General features: G+C 64.5%; 25 protein-coding genes and 1 pseudogene. 11 read left to right on the top strand and 15 right to left on the bottom strand.

Features of this window, described 5'->3' with window-relative positions; translation table 11 throughout:
• The first annotated feature begins 60 nt into the window (after window positions 1-60).
• A complete protein-coding gene (locus A5733_RS16225; RefSeq protein ID WP_158070619.1) occupies window positions 61-558 on the top strand; it encodes a VOC family protein in 498 nt (165 codons plus the stop codon).
• 87 nt (window positions 559-645) lie between these two features.
• Here the strand turns inward: A5733_RS16225 and A5733_RS16220 are convergent, their stop codons facing one another.
• From A5733_RS16220 to A5733_RS16190, 7 genes are all read right to left on the bottom strand, one after another.
• Window positions 646-939, bottom strand: coding sequence for a hypothetical protein (locus A5733_RS16220; protein WP_231965585.1), 294 nt, complete (start codon window positions 937-939; stop codon window positions 646-648).
• A gap of 598 nt (window positions 940-1,537) precedes the next feature.
• The gene (locus tag A5733_RS16215) at window positions 1,538-1,768 is read right to left on the bottom strand and encodes a DUF433 domain-containing protein (protein ID WP_067765669.1); all 231 of its coding nucleotides are present in this window, start codon (window positions 1,766-1,768) and stop codon (window positions 1,538-1,540) included.
• Window positions 1,769-2,005: 237 nt separating this feature from the next.
• Complete coding sequence (locus A5733_RS16210) at window positions 2,006-2,239, bottom strand: hypothetical protein (RefSeq protein ID WP_076240842.1); 234 nt, start codon at window positions 2,237-2,239, stop codon at window positions 2,006-2,008.
• Window positions 2,240-2,550: 311 nt separating this feature from the next.
• The gene (locus A5733_RS16205) at window positions 2,551-2,979 is read right to left on the bottom strand and encodes a type II toxin-antitoxin system VapC family toxin (protein ID WP_076240841.1); all 429 of its coding nucleotides are present in this window, start codon (window positions 2,977-2,979) and stop codon (window positions 2,551-2,553) included.
• Window positions 2,976-3,221, bottom strand: coding sequence for an Arc family DNA-binding protein (locus A5733_RS16200; protein ID WP_076240871.1), 246 nt, complete (start codon window positions 3,219-3,221; stop codon window positions 2,976-2,978). Before A5733_RS16200 ends, A5733_RS16205 begins: the two co-directional genes overlap by 4 nt.
• A 268-nt stretch (window positions 3,222-3,489) precedes the next feature.
• Entirely contained in the window at window positions 3,490-3,822 is a 333-nt protein-coding gene (locus A5733_RS16195; protein ID WP_067765679.1) for a type II toxin-antitoxin system PemK/MazF family toxin, read from the bottom strand.
• Complete coding sequence (locus A5733_RS16190; protein ID WP_067765682.1) at window positions 3,819-4,025, bottom strand: antitoxin MazE family protein; 207 nt, start codon at window positions 4,023-4,025, stop codon at window positions 3,819-3,821. Before A5733_RS16190 ends, A5733_RS16195 begins: the two co-directional genes overlap by 4 nt.
• A gap of 150 nt (window positions 4,026-4,175) precedes the next feature.
• On the opposite strand from A5733_RS16190, the gene A5733_RS16185 reads away from it, so the two are divergent.
• A complete protein-coding gene (locus A5733_RS16185; RefSeq protein WP_076240870.1) occupies window positions 4,176-4,727 on the top strand; it encodes a YaeQ family protein in 552 nt (183 codons plus the stop codon).
• Window positions 4,728-4,767: 40 nt separating this feature from the next.
• Here A5733_RS16185 and A5733_RS16180 read toward each other — a convergent pair whose 3' ends face one another.
• Window positions 4,768-5,211 carry a hypothetical protein gene (locus A5733_RS16180; protein WP_142254027.1) on the bottom strand — a complete coding sequence of 148 codons (444 nt, stop codon included), beginning with the start codon at window positions 5,209-5,211 and terminating at the stop codon, window positions 4,768-4,770.
• Window positions 5,212-5,319: 108 nt separating this feature from the next.
• On the opposite strand from A5733_RS16180, the gene A5733_RS16175 reads away from it, so the two are divergent.
• Window positions 5,320-6,126 carry a helix-turn-helix domain-containing protein gene (locus A5733_RS16175; RefSeq protein WP_076240839.1) on the top strand — a complete coding sequence of 269 codons (807 nt, stop codon included), beginning with the start codon at window positions 5,320-5,322 and terminating at the stop codon, window positions 6,124-6,126.
• A 149-nt stretch (window positions 6,127-6,275) separates the two neighbouring features.
• Window positions 6,276-7,085 carry an LLM class F420-dependent oxidoreductase gene (locus A5733_RS16170; RefSeq protein WP_076240838.1) on the top strand — a complete coding sequence of 270 codons (810 nt, stop codon included), beginning with the start codon at window positions 6,276-6,278 and terminating at the stop codon, window positions 7,083-7,085.
• A 46-nt stretch (window positions 7,086-7,131) separates the two neighbouring features.
• Here A5733_RS16170 and A5733_RS16165 read toward each other — a convergent pair whose 3' ends face one another.
• Window positions 7,132-7,815: a DUF4304 domain-containing protein gene (locus A5733_RS16165; RefSeq protein ID WP_076240837.1), complete on the bottom strand. Its 684-nt coding sequence runs from the start codon at window positions 7,813-7,815 to the stop codon at window positions 7,132-7,134.
• A 125-nt stretch (window positions 7,816-7,940) separates the two neighbouring features.
• On the opposite strand from A5733_RS16165, the gene A5733_RS16160 reads away from it, so the two are divergent.
• Window positions 7,941-9,626, top strand: coding sequence for a GMC family oxidoreductase (locus tag A5733_RS16160; RefSeq protein ID WP_076240836.1), 1,686 nt, complete (start codon window positions 7,941-7,943; stop codon window positions 9,624-9,626).
• A 66-nt stretch (window positions 9,627-9,692) separates the two neighbouring features.
• Here A5733_RS16160 and A5733_RS16155 read toward each other — a convergent pair whose 3' ends face one another.
• The gene (locus A5733_RS16155; protein WP_076240869.1) at window positions 9,693-10,052 is read right to left on the bottom strand and encodes an Rv2640c family ArsR-like transcriptional regulator; all 360 of its coding nucleotides are present in this window, start codon (window positions 10,050-10,052) and stop codon (window positions 9,693-9,695) included.
• Between the two features lie 96 nt (window positions 10,053-10,148).
• Here A5733_RS16155 and A5733_RS16150 point away from each other — a divergent pair, with 96 nt between their 5' ends.
• The 3 genes and pseudogenes from A5733_RS16150 (at window position 10,149) to A5733_RS16140 (ending at window position 12,342) form a co-directional block, all read left to right on the top strand.
• Window positions 10,149-10,586 (top strand): ArsI/CadI family heavy metal resistance metalloenzyme, encoded by a 438-nt coding sequence (locus tag A5733_RS16150; protein WP_076240835.1) that lies wholly within the window; start codon window positions 10,149-10,151, stop codon window positions 10,584-10,586.
• Between the two features lie 41 nt (window positions 10,587-10,627).
• A pseudogene (gene arsB, locus A5733_RS16145) lies at window positions 10,628-11,674 on the top strand (ACR3 family arsenite efflux transporter); the annotation flags it as partial.
• Between the two features lie 101 nt (window positions 11,675-11,775).
• Window positions 11,776-12,342 carry a dihydrofolate reductase family protein gene (locus A5733_RS16140; protein WP_076240834.1) on the top strand — a complete coding sequence of 189 codons (567 nt, stop codon included), beginning with the start codon at window positions 11,776-11,778 and terminating at the stop codon, window positions 12,340-12,342.
• Between the two features lie 30 nt (window positions 12,343-12,372).
• On the opposite strand, the gene A5733_RS16135 is transcribed toward A5733_RS16140, so the two are convergent.
• Window positions 12,373-12,981 carry an LGFP repeat-containing protein gene (locus A5733_RS16135; RefSeq protein ID WP_076240833.1) on the bottom strand — a complete coding sequence of 203 codons (609 nt, stop codon included), beginning with the start codon at window positions 12,979-12,981 and terminating at the stop codon, window positions 12,373-12,375.
• A gap of 114 nt (window positions 12,982-13,095) precedes the next feature.
• A complete protein-coding gene (locus A5733_RS16130; protein ID WP_076240832.1) occupies window positions 13,096-13,524 on the bottom strand; it encodes a cellulose-binding domain-containing protein in 429 nt (142 codons plus the stop codon).
• A gap of 89 nt (window positions 13,525-13,613) precedes the next feature.
• Here A5733_RS16130 and A5733_RS16125 point away from each other — a divergent pair, with 89 nt between their 5' ends.
• Both A5733_RS16125 and A5733_RS16120 read left to right on the top strand, forming a co-directional pair.
• Window positions 13,614-14,519, top strand: coding sequence for a hypothetical protein (locus A5733_RS16125; RefSeq protein ID WP_076240831.1), 906 nt, complete (start codon window positions 13,614-13,616; stop codon window positions 14,517-14,519).
• A 111-nt stretch (window positions 14,520-14,630) separates the two neighbouring features.
• On the top strand, window positions 14,631-15,086 hold the full coding sequence (locus tag A5733_RS16120; RefSeq protein ID WP_076240830.1) for a DUF1942 domain-containing protein: 456 nt from the start codon (window positions 14,631-14,633) through the stop codon (window positions 15,084-15,086).
• A gap of 34 nt (window positions 15,087-15,120) precedes the next feature.
• On the opposite strand, the gene A5733_RS16115 is transcribed toward A5733_RS16120, so the two are convergent.
• Genes A5733_RS16115 through A5733_RS16105 form a run of 3 tightly spaced genes read right to left on the bottom strand, consistent with a single transcriptional unit; the run spans window position 15,121 to window position 19,339 of the window.
• Window positions 15,121-16,707, bottom strand: coding sequence for a diol dehydratase reactivase ATPase-like domain-containing protein (locus A5733_RS16115; protein ID WP_076240829.1), 1,587 nt, complete (start codon window positions 16,705-16,707; stop codon window positions 15,121-15,123).
• On the bottom strand, window positions 16,704-17,063 hold the full coding sequence (locus A5733_RS16110) for a diol dehydratase small subunit (RefSeq protein WP_076240828.1): 360 nt from the start codon (window positions 17,061-17,063) through the stop codon (window positions 16,704-16,706). The genes A5733_RS16115 and A5733_RS16110 overlap by 4 nt, the downstream gene beginning before the upstream one ends.
• Window positions 17,060-19,339, bottom strand: a complete 2,280-nt coding sequence (locus A5733_RS16105; RefSeq protein WP_076240827.1) for a propanediol/glycerol family dehydratase large subunit — start codon at window positions 19,337-19,339, stop codon at window positions 17,060-17,062. The genes A5733_RS16110 and A5733_RS16105 overlap by 4 nt, the downstream gene beginning before the upstream one ends.
• A 267-nt stretch (window positions 19,340-19,606) precedes the next feature.
• Between A5733_RS16105 and A5733_RS16100 the strand changes: the two genes are divergently transcribed.
• The gene (locus A5733_RS16100; protein WP_067765729.1) at window positions 19,607-21,037 is read left to right on the top strand and encodes an APC family permease; all 1,431 of its coding nucleotides are present in this window, start codon (window positions 19,607-19,609) and stop codon (window positions 21,035-21,037) included.
• Window positions 21,038-21,048: the final 11 nt, after the last annotated feature.

Raw genomic sequence — 21,048 nt, 5'->3', positions numbered from 1 at the left:
AGGAATACATTGAGAATGAGCATGATTCGAGGCCTTGAGCCAGGAAGAGAGCAGCCGCGAATGTCAGCGCCTGAACCAACCGGAGTGGCCGTTCACCACATCGCGATTTGCCCCGCGGATATGGATGCGTCGCTGCGGTTCTACTGCGACGGCATTGGGCTGAGAACGCTCTTTGACACAGTCGTTGAGCCCGATCTGGTCACGCTGCTCAATGCGCCCACCAATCGCACCAGGACCGTCTTCCTCGGCGTGGCAGGGGAACCGAACACCGGGTGTGTGGAGTTGATGCAGATCAACGGTTTCGACGCGGAACGCGAACCCGAGGGAGTGCGACGGCTTCAACGAGGAATGTGCGTGCTGTCATTTCAAGTCGACGTCGAGGAGACGCTGCGGCGGCTCAAATCTCTTGGACTGGCCTCGGATGTCCGCACTATCAAGACATCACGCACGAATGCTCCAGTGGCCTGCGTTCTGGATCCCGACGGCATTCAGGTGGAATTGTTGGGCGAACCGCTCGACCTCAGGGTGTTCGATGACCGATCGGTCGTGCCCTCTTGAACACGGGTCTGGAGCAACGCCACGACCGCCTCGTTCTACCCCAATGGCATTCGTCACAGTGACGAAATCCATTGGGGTAGAACCGCTTTACGGGAAGGGGATAGGCGGGATCGCGGAGGGCAATTGAACGCGGGGAATCTCGGCAGGCAACTCAACCTGCGGTACATCGGCCGGCAGTGGCTCCCGTGGGATCTCACTCGGGAGCTGGACGGTGGGCACAGCGCTGGGCAGCCACACCGGCGGAATGTCGCTGGGATATGGGAACGGCGGCATGTTCGCCGGAACCGGCAGCGTCGTCACGGGATCATCCGAGGCGACAGGTCGGCTTGGATCGGTACCGCAGCCGGCGATCAGCGTCGCAGCCAGAGGCAGCAGCGACACGGCTCGCCACCTCATCCGCCTTAACCAAACAACCATCCGGCCAGCTCCTTGCGTTCACCGGGGACGCTATCACCAGCCGGAACCCGAAGCCGACCGCCAGGCTTCAACCCGGCCTCGTCTTCATCGAAAAAGCCTGTACGGCAAGCGAATCTGACACACAGGCACCTTCTCGAAAATCGTCACTGTGACGCAATTGGAGAGGCGACGGCGGGGCACTAGTAGTCATCACCACCGATTGACCGACGGGGTACCTGACGCGCGAACCCCAAATGTCGGCGGGCCGCGACTGGATCCTTGGCGGCGTGGCCAACGCCTCGACGCTTATGCGGCTTACACATCCGCACAGCCGCGCCACGAACGAGATGGTTGATGGTCGGGCATGAAGATGTTCCTGGACTCCGCAGGTAAGGCGAAGAGATCGACTGTACCGCCGACTAGTCGCAGTCGGTACAGCTCACCAATGTACCGATAAGATACATTATGTCAGTTTAAAGTCTTCGTTTTCATCTGTGTCCGAGCGGTTTCTGTTCCGGTAGTGCCCTGTCTCGATACACCTGGCGGACTTCACATATGGCCTGGGCGGTGAAGCGCAGAAACTTCACGCCGGTTTCCGAAGCGGAAGTTCGCGTTCCTTCAGCGCTTCGGCAGCGTACTTCAATGCCTCGGCAACGTCGCCGAGTTCGAGATCAGGATGCTCGGCGATGATCTCTTGCGCGGACATGCCGTCGGCGACCATTGCCACAACGGTCGCCACAGGAAACCGCAACCCACGCACACAGGGCATACCGCCCATCACAGCTGGGTCCACGGTGATCCGAGTGAAGATCATTGCCCGATTTTACCCCGCGTACGAGCCGAGTCGAAGGAGATGAAGCGCCTCGCTGATTCACAAGGCGCTCCCCCAGCCGATAACGGGTTAGCAAACAATGAACCTCCTTGGACCACCTCATCGATGGCAATGCTTGCGGCCGGGGTCGAAGTCGCGTGCGGCCGCCGCTGGGCGCCGAGAGGCCGGCTCGTGGCCGACCGGCTGGGCGAGATCGACGTAGTAGATCCCCTCGCCAGATCAAGCCAGGGCGTCCCACTCGTGACGCTCGGCCAGGTACTGTTCCCAGAGTTCGGGATTACCACGCAGGCGCTGGTAATCGCCGTTTAATCCCCGGAGGAACTCCTGCCGTTCCAGAGCGTCGATCGCAGCGTGCACGACGTCGACAACGGCGGTCTGACGAGCTTTGGCCAGCGATTGGAGCCGCTCAGAATCTCGCCGGCGGACTCGGACAGTTGTAGTTTCTGCCGCCATGGAAGTCAGCGTAGACGAAATGTAGACAAGCGGTTGATTGTGGATCGTCGGCAAAGTCCAGCAAACGATCGAGCGCCTGCGGGGTTTGAGAGCGACCGGCTTGTTGCCCTACCACGTTGGGGCTAGATAGCGCTCAGCTCGTAGTCGGCGGGCAATCCGAGTGACCCCCTCACCCCACTCATCGAACCAACATCCCGGCGAATCCACCTGGACGAACCATGACGCCCGACTCGTCCTAGGCAAACCGCTGTGCTGCAGCGTGTTTCACTAAGGCCGTTTCGCAACCGGCGTGCGTCGTTTAGGCCAAGTGGTTACGGTGTTGCCAAATCCCACGGATTGATGAGGTCGACGCCGATGTCAACGAAGTCACTGACGTTGCGCGTCGCGAGTCCGGCGTTCCAGTTGCGGCAAATTGCGGCGACCTGCCCGTAGGCCATACTGATCTGGAGCCCGCTACGCTCCCGGTCAGCAACGATATCTGCATAGTGGGTTGCCGCCAGCGCATCGAACGGCAGAATTCTGTCCTGGAAATCCTCCGCCAGCAGTCCGTCGACCTTTGCGCGAAGCTCACGCCGGCGTCGCCCGTTCGGCAATCGGGCGACGCCGCACATCAGTTCGGCCGCCGTCACGACAGTCAGCCATATGTCGGCCACATCCAAGCTGTCGACCCAACTAGTGACGCCAGGTTCCGGCGCTGGGCGCATCAGCTCCGAAACGACGTTGGTATCCAAGACGATCATTCGTCAAGGGCCGCAGCGCGTGGACGCTCGGTCCGACTGGGCAGGTCAAGCTCCACACCCCCGGTTCCCGCGAAGCGCTGCCGAATCCGCGTCGCCATCCCCGGACCACCCACAGGGCGTTCCAATGCCGTGCGCAAGATCTCACGCACCTCAGATTCCATCGACCGGCCGCGCTCTGCTGCGCGAACACGCAGTGCCGCTTTGAGTTCGTCGTCAAGATCACGAATCGTCAAGGTCGCCATCGTCACCCCTCATCCACTGCATGCATTGCAGTCAATGCTAGCGCTCGTCGGTACTAGGGACTCTGCTATCCAGCAAACTCCGCGCACAGCCACTCGGGCAGTACCGATGATTGAAACGACGACCCCCGACTGGCGGATGACGACTCCCCTGCCTGCACCAACTGGCCAACCGGCTGGCGGTACCTTCAGTTGAGGAATACGACGAGATCGAAATATGGCGACCTGACGCTAGAGCATGCCATTTGCACTGCTCCTCAACGGGGTTCATTCATCGAGCAAGGCCGAGGAATGCCATCATTGCCCGCTCGATCTCAACCAGTTGCTCCGCTGTCAGGCGGCCGATTCGGGTATGGACGTTCGACCTTCTGACCGTCGTGAGCTTGTCGATCATCACGTCACTATCGTGGTCGAGTCCCGAAAGTAGCCCATCTCCGCCCCCTATGCGGATGCGCAGCAGTGGAGCATCCAACAGCGTGCTGGTCATCGGAGCTACGGTGACCGAAGTCGTGGCATCGAAGAGGTCATCCTGAACGATCACCGCCGGACGGGGCTTCGAGGCATAAACACCTCCGGCCACGGTCCAAATCTCCCCTCGATTCACTCCTCGTCCCACCGCGTCGAGATCGCCTCGATGAAGTCTTGGTCGTCGCTTTCTTCGTGAGCTTCTGCGACCAGCGAGGCCTGCCTGTGCGCCTCGGCCGCGAAAGTCTCGGTGCGCACGTCAGGCACCCAGACCTGCAGCGGTCGGAGGCCGCGCTCGCGCATCCGTCGTCGGTACTCACCTACCCTTTCCCTCACCGCCATAGAGCCATGTTACATGTAACGCCGAGTTTGGAGCTGCTGATTTGTCCGGCAACGTGACACGGAACCGAGCACAGAACGGTTTATCCCGGCGGTCGACCACTCAAAGCAGCCCGATTGCTCGGAGGACGCCACGTGGGTGGACACTATGACGTGGCCCTTTCTGCAACGGTATTCAAAGTCGAACTTGGCGTCTCCGATGTCGATCACGGCTACTACGCCGATCACACGCTCACCGTGGCCCGTCATCCTAGCGAGACCGATGAGCGGATGGTGGTGCGGTTGTTGGCGTTTGGGCTTCGCGCACACCGACTCAGCGACGTCGACGGCGAGTTGACTTTCGGGGCAGGCCTGTCCACCCCTGGCGTACCGGACTTGCGGCTCGCCGACTACACCGGCCGGATCCTGGAGTGGATCAACGTCGGCCAGCCCGACGAGCGCGTCTTGGGCAAGGCGGCCAGCCAAGCCGACCAGGTGCTGCTGTTCCCGTTCGCCGCCGGCGTGCCCACCTGGTGGCGCACCGTCGGCCCCAAAGTGGCCGGGCTGGCGAACCTGTCGGTGACGCAGATACCGCACGCACCGGTGCAGCAACTGGCCCAAACTGTCGATCGACGGGTCTCGGCGCAGGTGATGGTGATCGAAGGTCAGGTGACGATGACCGTGAGCGGAGTCGACGTCACCTTCGCACCCGAGCCATTGCAGTGACCTCTGAGCCCGAGCCATGTCCGCTCGGCTTTGCGCTGCCTCACAAGGTGCTCGAATGGTGGCTACTGCCGCACTCATCAACCAGTCGCGGGAACAGCGGCGCTCCCCGCAGCGGACGGTAGTCGGCGGCCGCTAAGGCAGCTGCAGCCGCCGATACCAGCGCCAGGACGAGGGCCGGCTGGAGACTGGCGTCAGCAGGCAACGCGTACAACAGCAGCCAGGCCAGCGTCACGGTGGTGATCACACCGAGGCCATCGGTCGCGCCAATGATCGAAACGTCGGGTCTGTTCAGGCCGATCTGCCCACCCGTGAGCGCGGATGTCAACGCGCACAAGGCAAGAGCCACGCAGAGCGGAAAAGTCAGCTTCCACAACCCCCACGCGATGCGATCGGTGTCCTGAATCTGGTCCCACGGTAGGAATAATGCGACGAGCATCATGGCGCCAGCTGCGCCGCAGACCAGCCGTCGAATCAACGTAGTCATTTTCCGTCCTCCTCACGGTTCTCCAGTGATCGTCACGGTGGGAGGTCGCACTGTCGATTACCTAGAGGTAATCGAGGAACGAACCCGGTGCGGCTACAGTCGGTGCGAATGGCAACCACCGGCACCGCTTCCCGGGTCGGGCCGCTGCTGCGGGAATGGCGGCTCCGGCGCCGGCTGACCCAGCTCGAGCTCGCGCTCGATGCCGGCGTATCCGCGCGTCATCTGAGTTTCGTCGAGACCGGTCGCTCCAAGCCCGGACGAGACATGGTGCTGCGCCTTGGCGAACGACTCGACATCCCATTTCGTGAACGAAACCAGCTCCTGCTCGCAGCAGGGCACGCCCCCGCCTTCCCCGAGCATCCGTTCAGCGCACCCGAACTCGCCCCGATTCGCGAAGCGCTGAAACGGATCCTGAAAAGCCACGAGCCGTACCCGGCCGTCGTCTTCGATCGGCACTGGAATCTGGTCGCTGCGAACGCCGCCATACAACCGCTTGTCGCGGGCATCGACCCAGCCCTGTTGAAGCCGCCCGTCAACGTCCTCCGTATCGGAATGGCGTTGTCATCACAGATCATCAACGCTCGCGACGTCATGGTGTACTTCCGTGATCGTATCGAGCGCCAGCTCGCCACCACTGCCGACCAGCAGCTCGCACAGCTGCTGGAGGAGTTTGACAACTACCTATCCGGCGACGACCGCGGTGCGGCAAGCGAATCCGACTTCGCACAGAATCTCGGCCCGGTGAGGGTGCGCGCACCCGGGGGCGGTGAATGGTCCTTCTTCGGCATGTTCGGCACATTCGACATGCCGTTCGAGGTCACGCTTTCCGAGCTGGCCATCGAGCTGCTGTTTCCTGCCGAACAAAACACTGCCGACGCGTTTGAATCGCTTGCCCGCGCACGTTCGGATAGTTGATGTCCGTGGGTTGGAGATCCCCAGCACTCGCTGCAACGGACCGGAGCCCCTGGCGATCACCCTCATTTGAGGATCACCTCGACCGGAATAAATCTCGCACCTCGTCCACTTGGCTCAGGAGTCGCCTTTCCCCGACTCAGGAGTTCCACATGACCCGTCCCGTTCGCGTCGCCGCGCAGATCCAGCCCGGCGGCACACCCGACTACCGCACGTGGCGCGACGCCGTCCTGGCCGCCGACGACCTCGGCGTCGACGTGATCTTCGGTTACGACCACTTCCACCGCCCGGCGGTGGAGGCCATCGTCGACGGCAAACCCCTGCTGCTCGATGAGCAACCCGACGTTGCCAACTTCGAGGGTTGGACCGCGCTCGCGTCGTGGGGTGAGATCACCTCGCACGCCGAGATCGGGCTCCTGGTCACCGGCGTCGGTTTCCGTAACCCGGACCTGCTCGCCGACATGGCTCGCACCGTCGACCACATCAGTGGCGGCCGGCTCATCCTCGGTCTCGGAGCTGGATGGTACGAAAAGGATTACACCACTTATGGTTATGAGTTTGGCACGTTCAGCTCCCGCTTCGATCTGTTCGACGAGAGCCTGATCCGGATCGAGAACCGGCTCGCGGCACTGATCCCGCCGCCGGTGCGCAAGGTACCCATTCTCATCGGCGGCACAGGGCCCAAACGCTCGCTGCCCGCCGTCGCCCGACACGCCGACATCTGGCACGCGTTCCAAGACCTCGACGCGTTCCGCAGGTCCAGCGACCTCGTCGACGAGCTGGCGGCGACGTTCGGCCGCAACGGCGCCGATATCGAACGCTCGACGCTGTGGCAGGACGCCGACAGTGCCGATGCCTTCCGCGAAGCCGGCGTCACGTTGTTTCAGACGGAGCTCACCGCTGATGACGGCTACGACCTCACGTCTCTCAAGGAAGTGCTCACGTGGCGGGACAACGGCTGACGACGATCACAGTTGATGCGTCCGTTGATGCGTCCGGCCTCCTGATCTAAGAAGGCTCATTCCCGCCACTGGCGGGAATCAAATCAAGCAATCCGCGCTCCCGCAGATGGCCCTCCCAACGCCCTGCAGCCGTGCTGATGTTGCGGCTGAAGATCGACCACCGGTCCTGATGCCCGAAGTAGCTGTGCAACGTGGTGACATATTCCGTCAGCGTGTCGATGTCATCGACCGCCGCCAGATACCCGCAGGTCTTGTCGTACTCGATCAGCACGTTGTTGTCGACCGCGTATCGCACCAACTGCTTTGTGCTGCTTATCTGTTCCATCACAGCGAGCGTCGCATCAAAGCCATCGCAGAGCGCCGCCGCGAATTTCTGCATGTCGGTGCGATCGTCGAACCGCGCCTCGTACGGCAAGTCGGGTACCAACTGTTCCCAACGGCGTTGCAGTAGCGAACCTTTGAGCGGATGCCGGGCTCGCTCGTATCCAGGGCACGCGCTGTCGACCTCAGCGGATCCGATTCCGACGTTGATGAAGAATCCATGCCACGACATCGTGCCGTTGTGCCGGTCGGGCTGAAGATTGATCACGTCGTAGAGCGGCCCCCGTTCCCGCGTGAAGCTGGAGTCGGATATGTCGAAGCCACGTGCGCGCAGGAAAGGCCCCACATCGGCGGAAATCATGACCTCGTAGGCCCGTTGCAATGAATCGTTGACTGTCCCCTCACCCATGACCCAAGGCTAAGCCGCCGACAACATCCGTCCGTGCACCAATTCGGGCGGGGAATCCGCACCTACCGAGCGGTCGTCGCGCACACTAGGTGACGCACCCGACGCTATGGAGGAACGAACCCGGAATGAGCCCCGTCGCCGAATTCGACTTCATCATCGTGGGAGCAGGCAGCGCGGGCTGCCTGCTTGCCAATCGGCTCAGCGCCAACCCTGACCACCGCGTGCTGTTGATCGAGGCCGGCGGCAAAGACAACTGGTTCTGGATCAAGGTGCCGGTGGGCTACCTGTACACCATCGCCAACCCCCGCACCGACTGGTGCTTCACGACAGAGGCCGATCCAGGTCTGGCCGGGCGCAGCATCCATTACGCGCGGGGCCGGGTGATCGGCGGCTGCTCGTCGATCAATGCCATGATCCACATGCGTGGACAGGCAAGCGATTACGAGCTATGGGCACAAGCCACCGGTGACGAGCGATGGCTCTGGGGTGGTGCGGACTCCCCCGGCGAAACGCTGGCGATCTACAAAGAGTTGGAAGACTACTTCGGCGGTGCCGACGACTGGCACGGCACCGGTGGCGAGATCCGCGTCGAGCGGCCGCGGGTGCGCTGGAAGATCTTGGACGCCTGGCAGGCCGCCGCAGCCCAGGTAGGCATCGCACCCATCGAGGAATTCAACCGGGGCGACAACTCTGGCAGCGCCTACTTTCACGTCAACCAACGACGGGGCCGTCGCTGGTCGATGGCCGATGCGTTCCTGCATCCGATCGCCCACCGACCGAATCTCACCGTCTACACCCAGACTCAGGCCCTGGGGCTGCTGATGGACGACGAGGTCTGTGACAGTCAGCGGCGCGGTGCATGGACCACGGCCCGGCACCGGGTCACCGGCCTGCGGTTGCTCAAGGACGGCCAGACAATCACCGTCCAGGCCCGCCGGGAGGTGATCCTGAGCGCGGGGGCGATTGGCTCGCCGCATCTCATGCAGGCCTCGGGGCTGGGCCCAGCCGAGTTGCTCACCGAGCATCACGTGCCGGTGGCCGTCGATCTACCAGGAGTCGGCGAAAACCTCCAGGACCATCTGCAGCTGCGCACCGTCTACCGCGTTCAGGGTGCCCGGACCGTCAACACGCTGTACCGCAACTGGATCACCCGTGGCGGCATGGGACTTCAATACCTGACGCTGCGCTCAGGTCCGATGACCATGCCGCCCTCCACGCTAGGGGCTTTCGCGAAAAGCGACCCGACGCTGGCCAGTCCCGATCTGGAGTGGCATGTGCAGCCTTTGTCGTTGCCCAAGTTCGGCGAACCGCTGCACCGGTACGCAGCCATCACACCCTCGGTCTGCAATCTGCGGCCCAGCTCGCGCGGCCATGTGCGCCTGGCCAGTGCCGATCCGTTGACCGATCCGAAGATCTCCTGCAATTACCTGTCCACCGACGCCGATCGTCAAGTCGCCGTGAAGGGCCTGCGGATGACCCGGAAGATCATGGCAGCGCCCGCACTGGCCGGCTACGGCCCGCAAGAATTGCTTCCCGGCCCGGACCTGGTGACCGACGAAGACCTGCAGCAGGCTGCTGGTGAACTCGGTACGACGATCTTCCACCCGGTGGGCACCTGCGCGATGGGAGCCTTTGACATACAAGGCCTTCCACGGTCAGCCGGCACGGTGCTCGACACCGAATGTCGCGTGTATCGCGTCGCCGGCCTTCGAGTGGTCGACGCCTCGGCGATGCCCACCATCACCTCCGGCAACACCAACGCGCCGGTCATGTTGATCGCCGAGCGCGCCGCCCGGGCGATTCTGGGATGAGGCGGAATCGAGCAGGGCGGTTCACCAGGTAAGGCCGCCTTGGATCCGCAATCTCGTTGGCCGCACCTACTGACAGCAGTTGGGGTCGAGTACTACGCACAAGGCTTGCAGGGCTTCGGGTTTCACCCGGTGAAAGACATTCATACCGCGCCGTTCGGAGATCACCAACCCCGCCCTGCGCAGCTGCCCGAGGTGATGGCTGACGGTGGATTCGGCCAGCTCGAGTACCGCGGCCAGATCCCCGCTCGTTTCCTCTCCTGGGCGGGAACTGAACAACAGCGACATGATTTTCACCCGCATCGGATCAGCGAGCGCCTTCAGGCGCATCGCCACCTCTAGTGCGTCGGCGTCACTGAGCGGCCCGGCCGCGACCGGGGCACAGCACACCGGGGCGGACATGTCGATGACGGGCAGCGCCTTGGGCATGACATGCATCATGCCACTTTTCTTGACATATATCGAAAAGGTGTCATTCTGAGCATGGCAGTTCGATATATGTCTCATCCGCAGTGGAGGTCGACCATGTCCCGCGTCCAGTTAGCACTCAATGTCGACGACCTCGACGAGGCGATCATGTTCTACACCAAACTGTTCGGCGTATCGCCGGCCAAGGTGAAGCCCGGTTACGCCAACTTCGCCGTCACGGAGCCCCCGCTGAAGCTGGTGCTGCTGGAAAACCCCGGCAAGGGCGGCACCATCAACCACCTCGGCGTCGAGGTGGAATCCAGCGACAAGGTGCATGCCGAGATCGCCCGACTGACCGGCGAAGGCCTGTTCACCGACGAGGAGATCGGCACCACGTGTTGCTTCGCCACCCAGGACAAGGTCTGGGTAACCGGCCCGGCCGGCGAAAAGTGGGAGGTCTACACCGTGCTGGCCGACTCCGAGACGTTCGGTTCCAACCCCACCTCACGACCGACAGCCCGGCTTGAAGCCGGATCCGACAACAACCAATATTGATGTATGTCGATATCACCCGATCCGACCGCTGGGGCGTCGACATGACAAACACCACCACTGCGTCGCCAGTGGTCGGCAAGCTGTCCACCCTGGATCGGTTCCTGCCGGTCTGGATCGGTGCGGCGATGGTTGCCGGGCTGCTGCTGGGCCGCTGGATACCCGGCCTGAACACCGCCCTGGAAACGGTTCAGATCGACGGGATTTCACTGCCGATTGCCCTGGGCTTGTTGATCATGATGTACCCGGTCCTGGCCAAGGTTCGCTATGACCGCCTGGACACCGTCACCGGTGACCGCAAGCTGCTGCTCGCGTCGTTGTTGCTGAACTGGGTATTGGGCCCGGCGTTGATGTTCGTCCTGGCCTGGCTGTTGTTGCCGGATCTACCCGAATACCGCACCGGCCTGATCATCGTCGGGCTCGCCCGCTGCATCGCCATGGTCATCATCTGGAACGACCTGGCCTGCGGTGACCGCGAAGCCGCCGCTGTCCTGGTCGCCCTCAACTCGATCTTCCAGGTCGTCATGTTCGCCGTGTTGGGCTGGTTCTATCTGTCCGTGCTGCCCGGGTGGCTCGGCCTGGAGCAGACCACCATCTCGGCCTCACCGTGGCAGATCGCCAAATCGGTGCTCATCTTCCTCGGCATCCCCCTGGCCGCCGGGTACCTCTCGCGCCGGTTCGGAGAAAAGACCAAGGGCCGCGACTGGTACGAGGCCAAGTTCCTGCCACGGATCGGGCCGTGGGCGCTCTACGGCCTGCTGTTCACCATCGTGATTCTCTTTGCGCTGCAAGGCGATCAGATCACGCACCAACCGTGGGACGTCACGCGCATCGCGCTGCCCCTGCTGGCGTATTTCGCGATCATGTGGGGCGGCGGCTACGTACTCGGCAGCGTGCTCGATCTGGGCTACGAACGCACCACTACCCTGGCCTTCACCGCCGCAGGGAACAACTTCGAACTCGCCATCGCCGTGGCCATCGCCACCTACGGCGCCACCTCCGGCCAAGCCCTGGCCGGTGTCGTCGGACCGCTCATCGAAGTGCCCGTCCTGGTCGCCCTGGTCTACGTCTCGCTGGCACTGCGCAAACGGTTCCGCCATCGCACCGAGACCCTGCGGCGCTGAGCCGACGCGACGCGCCTCGGTGGCGAGTATCCGCGATGAGTTTCATACCCGAGTGCAGTCTGCTCTGCATGGGCAGACTCATCTATGGCTTCAACGTCTCGGTGGACGGGTACATCGCCGATGCACAAGGCAACCTCGAATGGTCGGAACCGAGCGACGAACTGCACCAGTACTGGAACGACTTCGAGCGGGAGACCGCGTGCGCGTTCTACGGCCGGCGACTCTACGAACTGATGTCGGCGTATTGGCCGACCGCCGATCAGGACCCGGACGCCACCCCGCTGATCGTAGATTTCGCTCGAATCTGGCGCGACATGCCCAAGGTCGTGTTCTCACGCACGCTCGGATCCGTCGAGGGGAACGCCCGACTGGAACGCGGCGATCCGGTCGAGTTGGTCGCGAAGCTGAAGGCCGAAACCGACGGCAGGCTGGAGGTGGCCGGCGCGACCCTGGCCGCCCCGATCGTGCAGGCCGGACTGGTGGATGAATACCGGATCGTGATCGCACCGACCGCCGTGGGCGGCGGCACACCGTTCTTCCCGACACTGCCGTCGTGGATCTCGCTGCGACTGCTGGAGAACCGTACTTTTCCCGGTGGCACTGTGCTGCTGCGCTACGAGGCCAAGCGCGACTGATCCGGAAGCGTTTGACAGTCCCTCGGGTGTTTACAACCCAGAAGGCACGACCTTGTCGTTGATCGTCACCTCGACCTGACGGGTCTTCGTGTTGTACGCGATCTTGCCGTGCTCGAACGTCTCCACGAGCAGATCGCCGTCCGGCGTTTCGTCACTGGTGGGGGCGCCCAGCGGGCCCACTGAGCCGTTCTCGCCGGTGATCGCAGGCACGCCGTCGGAATCGCGGGGGACATTCCAGGCCTCCCGGATCTTGCCCCAGGTGATGTAGGCAGGCGTGCCGGCGTCGTCATTCTTGGCGGTGATCACGCCGCCCTGGAATTGCTGGAACAGCACGCCGCTCTCGCGCGCACCTGCGTTGCGATCACCGGTGAGCGGTTTGCCCAGAGCATCCCGCTGACTCTCTGTCGCCGACGAGTATTTGGCAGCGATCGGCCCGGTCAGCGTCACCTCGACGTCCCGCTCCCCGATCAGCGTCACGTCGGCGGCCTGCGCCGGGGTGTCAACCGTGGAGGTGGAGATCAACCCGACCTGGGGCGACACCGAGGAGCCGACGTTGTTGTCATTGCTGCAGCCCACGACGATCAGCGCGACGGCCGCCAGGCCGACGACTGCCGTGGGGCGAAATGCGGTCGTACTCACGGGTTTCCTCTCGCGTCTGTTCGTCGGGCGTCGAATTGCGCCTGAACCTCGCCTCGGCGGGACTATAACCGAATTCGCGAGGCTGGTAGCGGTCAAGTTTGGGTACGGGGTTCGTCAGCTGCACAAAAACTGCCGGTTGAGAACGCAATTCAACGGTGGTACGTACGAACCGCTCAACACTCCCCTCATCCCACCTGTGGCCGTACCGCCGGGTGGGATGATCCGGTTCCAATTCGCAGGTCGGAGCACATAGTGCGTGCCATATTGCGCAAGTGTGCTACTCCACGTGTGCGAGACGGATTCTCCCGCCGGCAGGTCGAATTCGAGCTGCCAGTCCGCCAGTGGTGCCGCGCTCAAGTTGGTGATGGTGAAGCGGGCGATGAACCCCGTCTGCCACGTCGATGTCACCGTCAACGTCGCCGTCGCCGCGGCCGCACGAGCGACTGGCGGGATGGCCAATCCGACCAACACAACAACCATTGCGGAGACAATCACGTGAAGCGCTGTACGCCAGCGCCTCACGGAGCGGTTAGTTGCGGCCATGGCAGGCAACGGTAAAGCTGAGGAGGAAGTATGGGCCTTCGCATCGCAAGTAGGCTGCAGTACCTTTGCTCAACCGACATCGTTCTGAAATGCTCGGCGCAACGCCGGCGGCATTGCCTGGCTCCGAGGTTGCGGTGAGCGTCGACGAGGACCTCGACTCGCTCTATGCCACACGGCCGGAGGAGTTCACCGCGCGACGCAAAGAACTGGCGTCGGCGGCGCGCAAGCGCGGAGATGCCGAGGGTGCCAAGGTGATCGCCGCAGCTCGCCGACCGACGACAGCCGCGTGGGTGGTGAACCTTCTCGTGCTGACCGATCCCAGCGTCCGGCCCCGACTGACCGACCTTCACGAAGCACTGCGCGGTGCCCACGCAGACATGGACGGACACCGTATCCGCGAATTGTCGGCCACACAGCGCCAACTGGTGCAGGACCTGGCTCGCGCCGGGTTCACAGGCGCCGGATTACCCGATCCCACAGCGGCGTTACGCGACGACGTCACCGGCACGCTGCAGGCGGCGATAGCCGATCCGGATGTCGCCACGCGGCTGGGTCGGCTCTCCAAGGCCGAAGAGTGGTCCGGGTTCGGTGACTTCGGAGCGTCGTCCGCGGTGAGCACACCGGCCCGGTCCGATACCGGGTCGCGGGCGACCTCGCCGCCGTCGACGAAGGACCAACCACACCCGGATGACGCCGGCCTCCCAGAGGCCCGTCAGCACCGCGACGCCGCGGCGTCCGAACTGACCGAGGCACGTGCCGCCCACGACGAGGCCCTTGCCACGGTGGACGACCACCGGACCACGGTCGCCACCGCACGCCGGCGCTATGAGAAATTGCTCGAGACCCTCGCTGGGGCCGAGCACGACCTCGAGGCCGCCGATGCGCAACTCAACCGTGCGCAACGGGCCGCAGACCGGCTGCGGGACCGGGTGCGAGCTGCCGAAGCGGCGTTGGCCCAGGCAGAAACGCGGTTGACCGACCTCACCGGCCAGTAGCTGCCCGAGTCGATCAACCGGAAGAGGTTTCAAACCCCCACGGGTGGATACGCCTGAGTGGAATTGCGGGCAATGACGCCTGCACACCGGAAATCAGCGGAGGAGCCCACCATGACGTTCTCGCAGATCGCGTGGAAAACGACGGCAGCTGCGGCTGGGATCGCGGCGGCCGGGATCTTGACGGCAACCCCGGCGTTGGCCGACCCGGAGACCGTGCAGTTCGGCCAGACGGCGGAGATTCCGAGCCCCGGTGGCGCCATCGATTACACCGTGAGCAACTTGCAACCCAGTGGTCACAACGACGGCATCTGGTACTCCGATGTCACGGCCCAAGCGGTGAGCGGCTCGCCGACCCCCAACATCGCCGATTTCAACGCTCGGGCAGTCAACAGCTCCACCTACGCAAACATGAAGGGCAACCAGACCGACGGGCTGCCGAATCAACCGATCGCGCCGGGAACCCAGACATCCGGACGGATCTACTTCGACGTCCGCAGCGGCACTGCACCGGACAGCGTTGTCTACCGCGACGCTGGAGGCACTGACAAGGTCGTCTGGACGCACTGACGCCCTGCCTGACCCGCCGCCACGGCAGCCACTCCTAACCCGCCACCGCAGCCACGACCAGCCCGTAGGCCACCGCAAAGCGATGTCCGAGCCGGCCGGCGACATTACCGCGCCCGACGCTGACATGGTGTCCGAGTTGCTCGCTGACCGCACGGACGAGTTCGTCGTCACTGGCTCCCCCACCGACCAGCAGCACTTCGGTGGCGTCGGGACGAACCTGTTCGATCCCTCTCATCACGTTGCCGCCGATGATCATGCGCTTGGCGGCCAATCGCCAACTGCGCCATTCTGTTCCGGACATCTGCGACGTGAACGGAAGCAGGCCACTGGGTGCCGAGGTGAGCAACCACCCGGTACAGCGACCGTTGAGGGGCTTGTCGAGGAAGTGACGGCGACCGTGCTCATCCTCGACGAGTTGGACGGTGACCGCGGTGACCGCCTCCGCGCGTTTCGCGTATTCGGCGGCGCTCCTTGAGATGTCGAGGGCGGCGGCGGTGGCTGTGGTGAGCATCTGCCCAGCGCCCGGGAGTACGACGCGGGACCCTTCGGCCACCACGTCCACGGTCCCGCCGCCGACATCCACCACCACAACGTCGTCGGAGACACCGGGAGTGGTCAGTGCGCCACGCCGAGCCGCAGCTGCTTCCGAATCGATGCGGGTGACAGTAACGCCGAGCGCCGCGCCGAGGTCCTCGACATCGGCGGGCGGGGTGTCGTCGTCACCCATGGTGGCCATGACCAGGCTGTCGACCGTGACCGACCCGCGTCGCGAATTCGCCTGCGCCGCAATATCGGCCAGGTGCACGACATGCGTCGCCGAACTCCGCTGTCCGGTCTCGACGGCTGGTTCGAGCACCCCGTGATCCGGCATCGGGCTCGCCGGCTCGGGACTCTCCAGAACGACCGCCGCGCAGGCACTGTCGAACAGCTGGTCGGCGACGATCCGGGCGTCGACGCGTTCGCCGTCGTGGAGACCGAATGCGTCGGCGAGCCAGAACGGATCGGTGAGCCGCTGTAGCGGCGCCACCCCCTGGCGCACTTCCACGGCCACCAGTGTCGCCGCCAATATCGGTCGCACGTCGACATCGTCGATCACCGGTAGTGCCGTGTTCAGCCGGTTGGACACGAGAACGGCCTCGTCGTTTGCCGTCAGCACCGCCACGATGTTCCGGCCGTCGGTCACCGCGGCGTTGACCGCACTCGCGACGTCGCGGTAGCCCCATTCCGCGGTCGCGCACACGACGACCGGGCGTTCGCGGGCAACGCGTGCGAGTTGGCCGACCGGTACCGGAGCGCCGACGCCGACGGCATCGCCCGCAGTGGTCGCCGCCGATCGGGTAGCGATGGTGAGCCGCCCGGTGCGACGGGTCTCCAACTTGACGCGCTCGACAGCCGAATGCACCGGCGGGGTCGGAGCGAATGCGGCGCGGTCGATGACGAGGCCATGGCTGTCGGCCAACCGGCGGGCCAGCTGCGCGGCACCGTCGACCGCCCGCCGGGATCCCTTGCCGCCGCGCGTCGGCGTCCGCGCACTGCCCAGCACGTCGAGTTCGGCGCCCGCACGGCACAGCACCACCTCGGTGGTGGCGTTACCGATGTCGACACCGACCCAGACTGTCATCGCAGCAAGCCGCGCCGCTGGTAGACCTGCGCGGCCTCCCGCACGAATCCGGCACAGATATGTGCCTCCTGTGCAGCGAGTCGCTCCGCCAGGTCCTCCAATTCGGCAAAAGTCGACCGTCTGGGCCGCAGCGCCTCGTATGCAGCGAGCATGTCCTCGGCGCTGAGTGCCGTCATCTCGGCCGCGCGCCGCAGGTTCAACCCGAGTTGCGCTGATCCGGTGCGTTCGGCGGTCTCGGCCTGGATCAGCAGGGTTTCTCGGCTGATCCGCACATCGTCGAGGACGAGATCACCGCTGCGCGCGGCTTCCACGGTGACCTCGGTGACGTCGCGGCCCGAATGTGAAGAGATGGTCATCGCATGAGCTCCAGTTCGATGTGGGCCCGGCCGCCTTCGGTGCGGCAGGCGGACTCCCGACGTTCGATGGCGACCATCGATACCACCTTGGTGTGGTACCGCGAGGTGATCGCCTCGTCGGTGTAGGCATTGCGCATCGGCGCCGGCGTCGCCCCTTTGGCGTGCCGACCGGCGTTGATCCCGATCAGCCGGTACATCTCCGGAGTGATCAATGGAGCGACACTGAGCAATTCGAGGTTGGACAGCGGGGTGAGGTCGCGCCGGTGGATGAGCGTGGTGCCCTTGGCCTGCAGCCCGACCGAGATCCCGGATCCCGACAGCTGAGCCGCCGACTTCCCGATGGCACCCAGGTCGATACTGTCGGTGATCCGGACCAGCCGCGGGACGCACTGCTCCTCCTCAAGCCCAGCCAGGATCTGCTCCAGCACGTCGTAGATGGTCATCCCCGACAGAGTGCGAAACAGCTTGGTGCCGAACGCCGGTGACACGCCGATGACGACATCGCGCGGATCGTCACCCACCCGCGCCGGACCGATCGGTGCGAGCCGGTCCGGCTGGGCAGCCGCCGCCTGCTCTTTCACCAGGTCGGCCACCGACCGGGCCTGGCGCACCGCATCGATCTGGGCCTGGCGCTCAGCCGTCGGCCGGTAGCCGGTGCCCGGCCCGCGGTAGTCGTTGGGATCCTGCAAGGCCGAGAGCACGTTCATCTCCTCGTCGAAGATGGCCGCGGTCTGCAGATAGTCGCCGCTGACCCTGGCCTTGGCCATGCCCAGCACCCGGTCGGCGAGGTCGCTGAAACCGGTCTCGGCCAGCGCGCCGACGACATCGAGGACAGTGAGGCCGGACTGGTCGATCATCCGGGCGGCGTTGAGCACCTTCACCCCGTCGGTCGGTGGCAGGTCCTTCGAACCTTCGGCTCCCACAACGGCTTCCACGTGTGCGTCATCGAAGTCGGCGAGGCCCAGATACTCGAACACCGCCCGAGTGGCCTCGGCGGCCAGCCGGCGCATGGACTCCAGGGTGGTCGGGTCGACGGGGCGCAATCCCCCGTCGACTCCCCAGTCGCGCTGCAGCACCAGGTAGTCGTCGAGATCGGCGGCATTGAAGTTGGACGGGCCGAACATGTTGTCGTAGGCGGGGATCGAGCCGAAACCGGAGAAGATGAAATCCGACCCGGACAGCAGCACCGGCAACGTCCGACTGGTGCGACGCATCGTGGATTCGGACATCAGACTGTCGTTGCCGCTGCAGGACTCCAGCCCGCGCAGCATCACCATGAGGTTCTCGGCGATCAGCTCACGGACACCACCGGGAACCGACGCGGTGATGCCGGCCCCGTCGATACCGCCGTTCTGCACGCCCTGCGCGCCGATGCCCTTGGCCAGCGCCACGCACCGAGATTCCAGGTAGTTCATGGACTTTCGCTCGGCCTGTCCCATGAGCACTTCTGAACCCGCCCCGCTGGACAGCCGCATCTTGATGCCGCGGGAGGCGTAGGACGACGTCAGGAATGCCTTGGACCACGGGGTGTCGTCACCGTCGGTGAAGACCTGCTCGGTGCCGTACACCGAAACCGTCTCGGCGTACGAGACCAGGCCGCGCACACCCATTTCCAGCTCGCGAGCCTCCTCGACCGAACACTGGGTCAATGCGCCGGGCGCCGGCACCTGCGAACCGATCAGCAGACCCACGGCGACAGCCGGGGCGTCGTCGAGCACCGGGACGGTGGCTTCCAGTTCCCGGAACCCGTACACCACAGCGGTGGCGGCATCCGCGGCAATCAGCAAGGGGTCGTCGAGACGGTTGGTGACGTGCGCCTGGTTGGCCGGCGTCCGGCGGGCACGCATCTTCATCATCGCCATCTGGATTTCCACCGGCTGCAGCATCGCGACGACACGCGCCATCTTGGCCGGGGTCAATCCGGAACAGACCCGCAGCACCTGCTCCCGGGGGACCGCCGAATCCACGATCATCCGGGCCAGGTCGGTCTCCGCCATCGCCATCGACCGGGGCGCCTCGGTGTGGTCGATGGCGTAGCGCACGATGAACTCGTCGATCGTGTCGAAGTCCGCGGCCGGGGTGGAGTCCATCTCGAGCACCGTGCCGTCATCCCCCACCACCCAGGATGGTTCCGGGTCGTGAGGTGAGAGGTGCGAGATCATTCCGAGTTCCGGGTCGGCCTCGGCGAACCCGTCGAGGTTGACACGCTGTTCGTCCAACAGCCGAATCCGCCCCAGCCGGTGGTCCTGCTCGATCTCGGTGCTGTCCTGCTGCATGACGCTCGCCGTGCCTCTCTGTTGCGTGAGGGGCTCAGCATTGACCGAACACGAAGGGCGGAACAACGGCGCACACCGAGATTCCAACAACCTGTGTGATGCGCACGCCACTGCCGCCCGGCCGCTGTGACCTGGCCTACAACAAGGTGTTGGAAAGAGCCGTTCCGGCTCTGGCCGACAGCCCGTCCGTCTCGCAGACTTCATCCCCGGAACTCGACGGAGCCGGCGATCCGCGGCTCCTGTGGCAGAGGCCAGAGAGGATCAGTCATGTCCCAAGTTGTCGACGCGGACAGCTCACGCAGTCGCGACTCGTCGCCGGACGGTAGCCCCGCCAAACTGCGCGGAAACCTGGGCGTCCCCGCGATCGTGTTGATGGTGGTGGCAGCCGCCGCACCACTGTCGACCATCGGCGGCAACGTGCCGATCGCCATGGTGCTAGGAAAGACGACGGGAATTCCGGTCTCGTTCATCGTGGCCGGAGCAGTGTTCTTGCTTTTCGCGGCGAGCTTCGTGGCGATGTCGAAGTACGTCACCAAGCCTGGCGCGTTCTACGCCTACATCCAGATGGCCCTCGGCCGTGCGGCCGGGGCCGGGGCTGCGGTGCTCGCGCTTCCCGCCTACATGGCGACGCTGCTCGGTGTGTCGGCCTACGACGGGGTCATCCTCGCCGGCCTCATCGAACGCTTCGGTGGCCCGGAAATCCCGTGGTGGGTGCTGACCGCGCTGGTGCTCGCGGCCGTCGCATGGCTGGGTTACCGCGACATCGATCTCAGCGCCAAGGTCCTGGGCATCTTCCTGGTCTCGGAGGTGGCCATCCTGGTCGTCCTCGACCTGGTCATCGTCCTGCAGGGCGGCGAGAAGGGCATCACCGGTGACTCGTTCACGCCGCAGGGCCTTGCCGGCGGTGTGGGCATCGCACTGCTGTACGCCCTGTGGGGTTTTGTCGGTGTGGAGGCCACCGCGGTCTTCCGTGACGAGGCCAAGGACCCGGACCGGACCGTGCCGCGCGCGACCTACTGGGCCGTCGGAATCGTGGCGAGCTTCTACGCCTTCTCCAGCTGGGCCCTGATCGAGGGCAACGGCGGCCCCGATGCCGTCGCCGCGGCCGAGGCCGACCCGGACAACTTCATGGTGAACACCGCACAGCAGTACCTCGGCATGCTGGGGCGCGATCTGACCACCGGCTTCTGGTTCATCAGCGTCTTCGCCTGCGCCCTGGCCTTCCACAACATCGCCTCGCGATATGCCTTCGCACTGGGGCAGAGCGGTATCTTCCCGAAGCGTCTGGGTGAGGTGCACGGCCGCCACGGCGCCCCGTCGAACGCGTCGCTGGCCATCACCGTCGCCTCGTTCGTGATCATGGGGATCTTTGTCGCACTCAAGCTGGACCCGGTGCTGCAGATCTTCGGGCCCCTCGGCGGCCTCGGGATCTTGGCGCTCGCGATCCTGTGGCTGCTGACCACCGTCTCCGTGGTGATCTTCTTCAAACGTCGCGGCGACTCGACCCGCAACGTGGTGTTGGGCTCGGCGGCCACGCTCGCCCTGGCCGGGGCATTGGTACTGGTCGTGTCGAATCTGACCCTGATCGTCGGTGGCAGCTCCACCCTCGCGGTGATCTTCGGCCTGATGCCGCTCGTGTTCTTCGGCGCCGGCATGCTTCTCAGCCGACGGTCGACGGCGGACCTGTCGACGATGTGATCGGTGAAGGG

Source organism: Mycobacterium sp. NS-7484 (assembly GCF_001953975.1).
In the GTDB taxonomy this organism is placed as follows: Bacteria; Actinomycetota; Actinomycetes; order Mycobacteriales; family Mycobacteriaceae; genus Mycobacterium.
The sequence above is the reverse complement of the archived record's forward strand: the minus strand, read 5'-3'. Positions and strand labels throughout refer to the sequence as shown.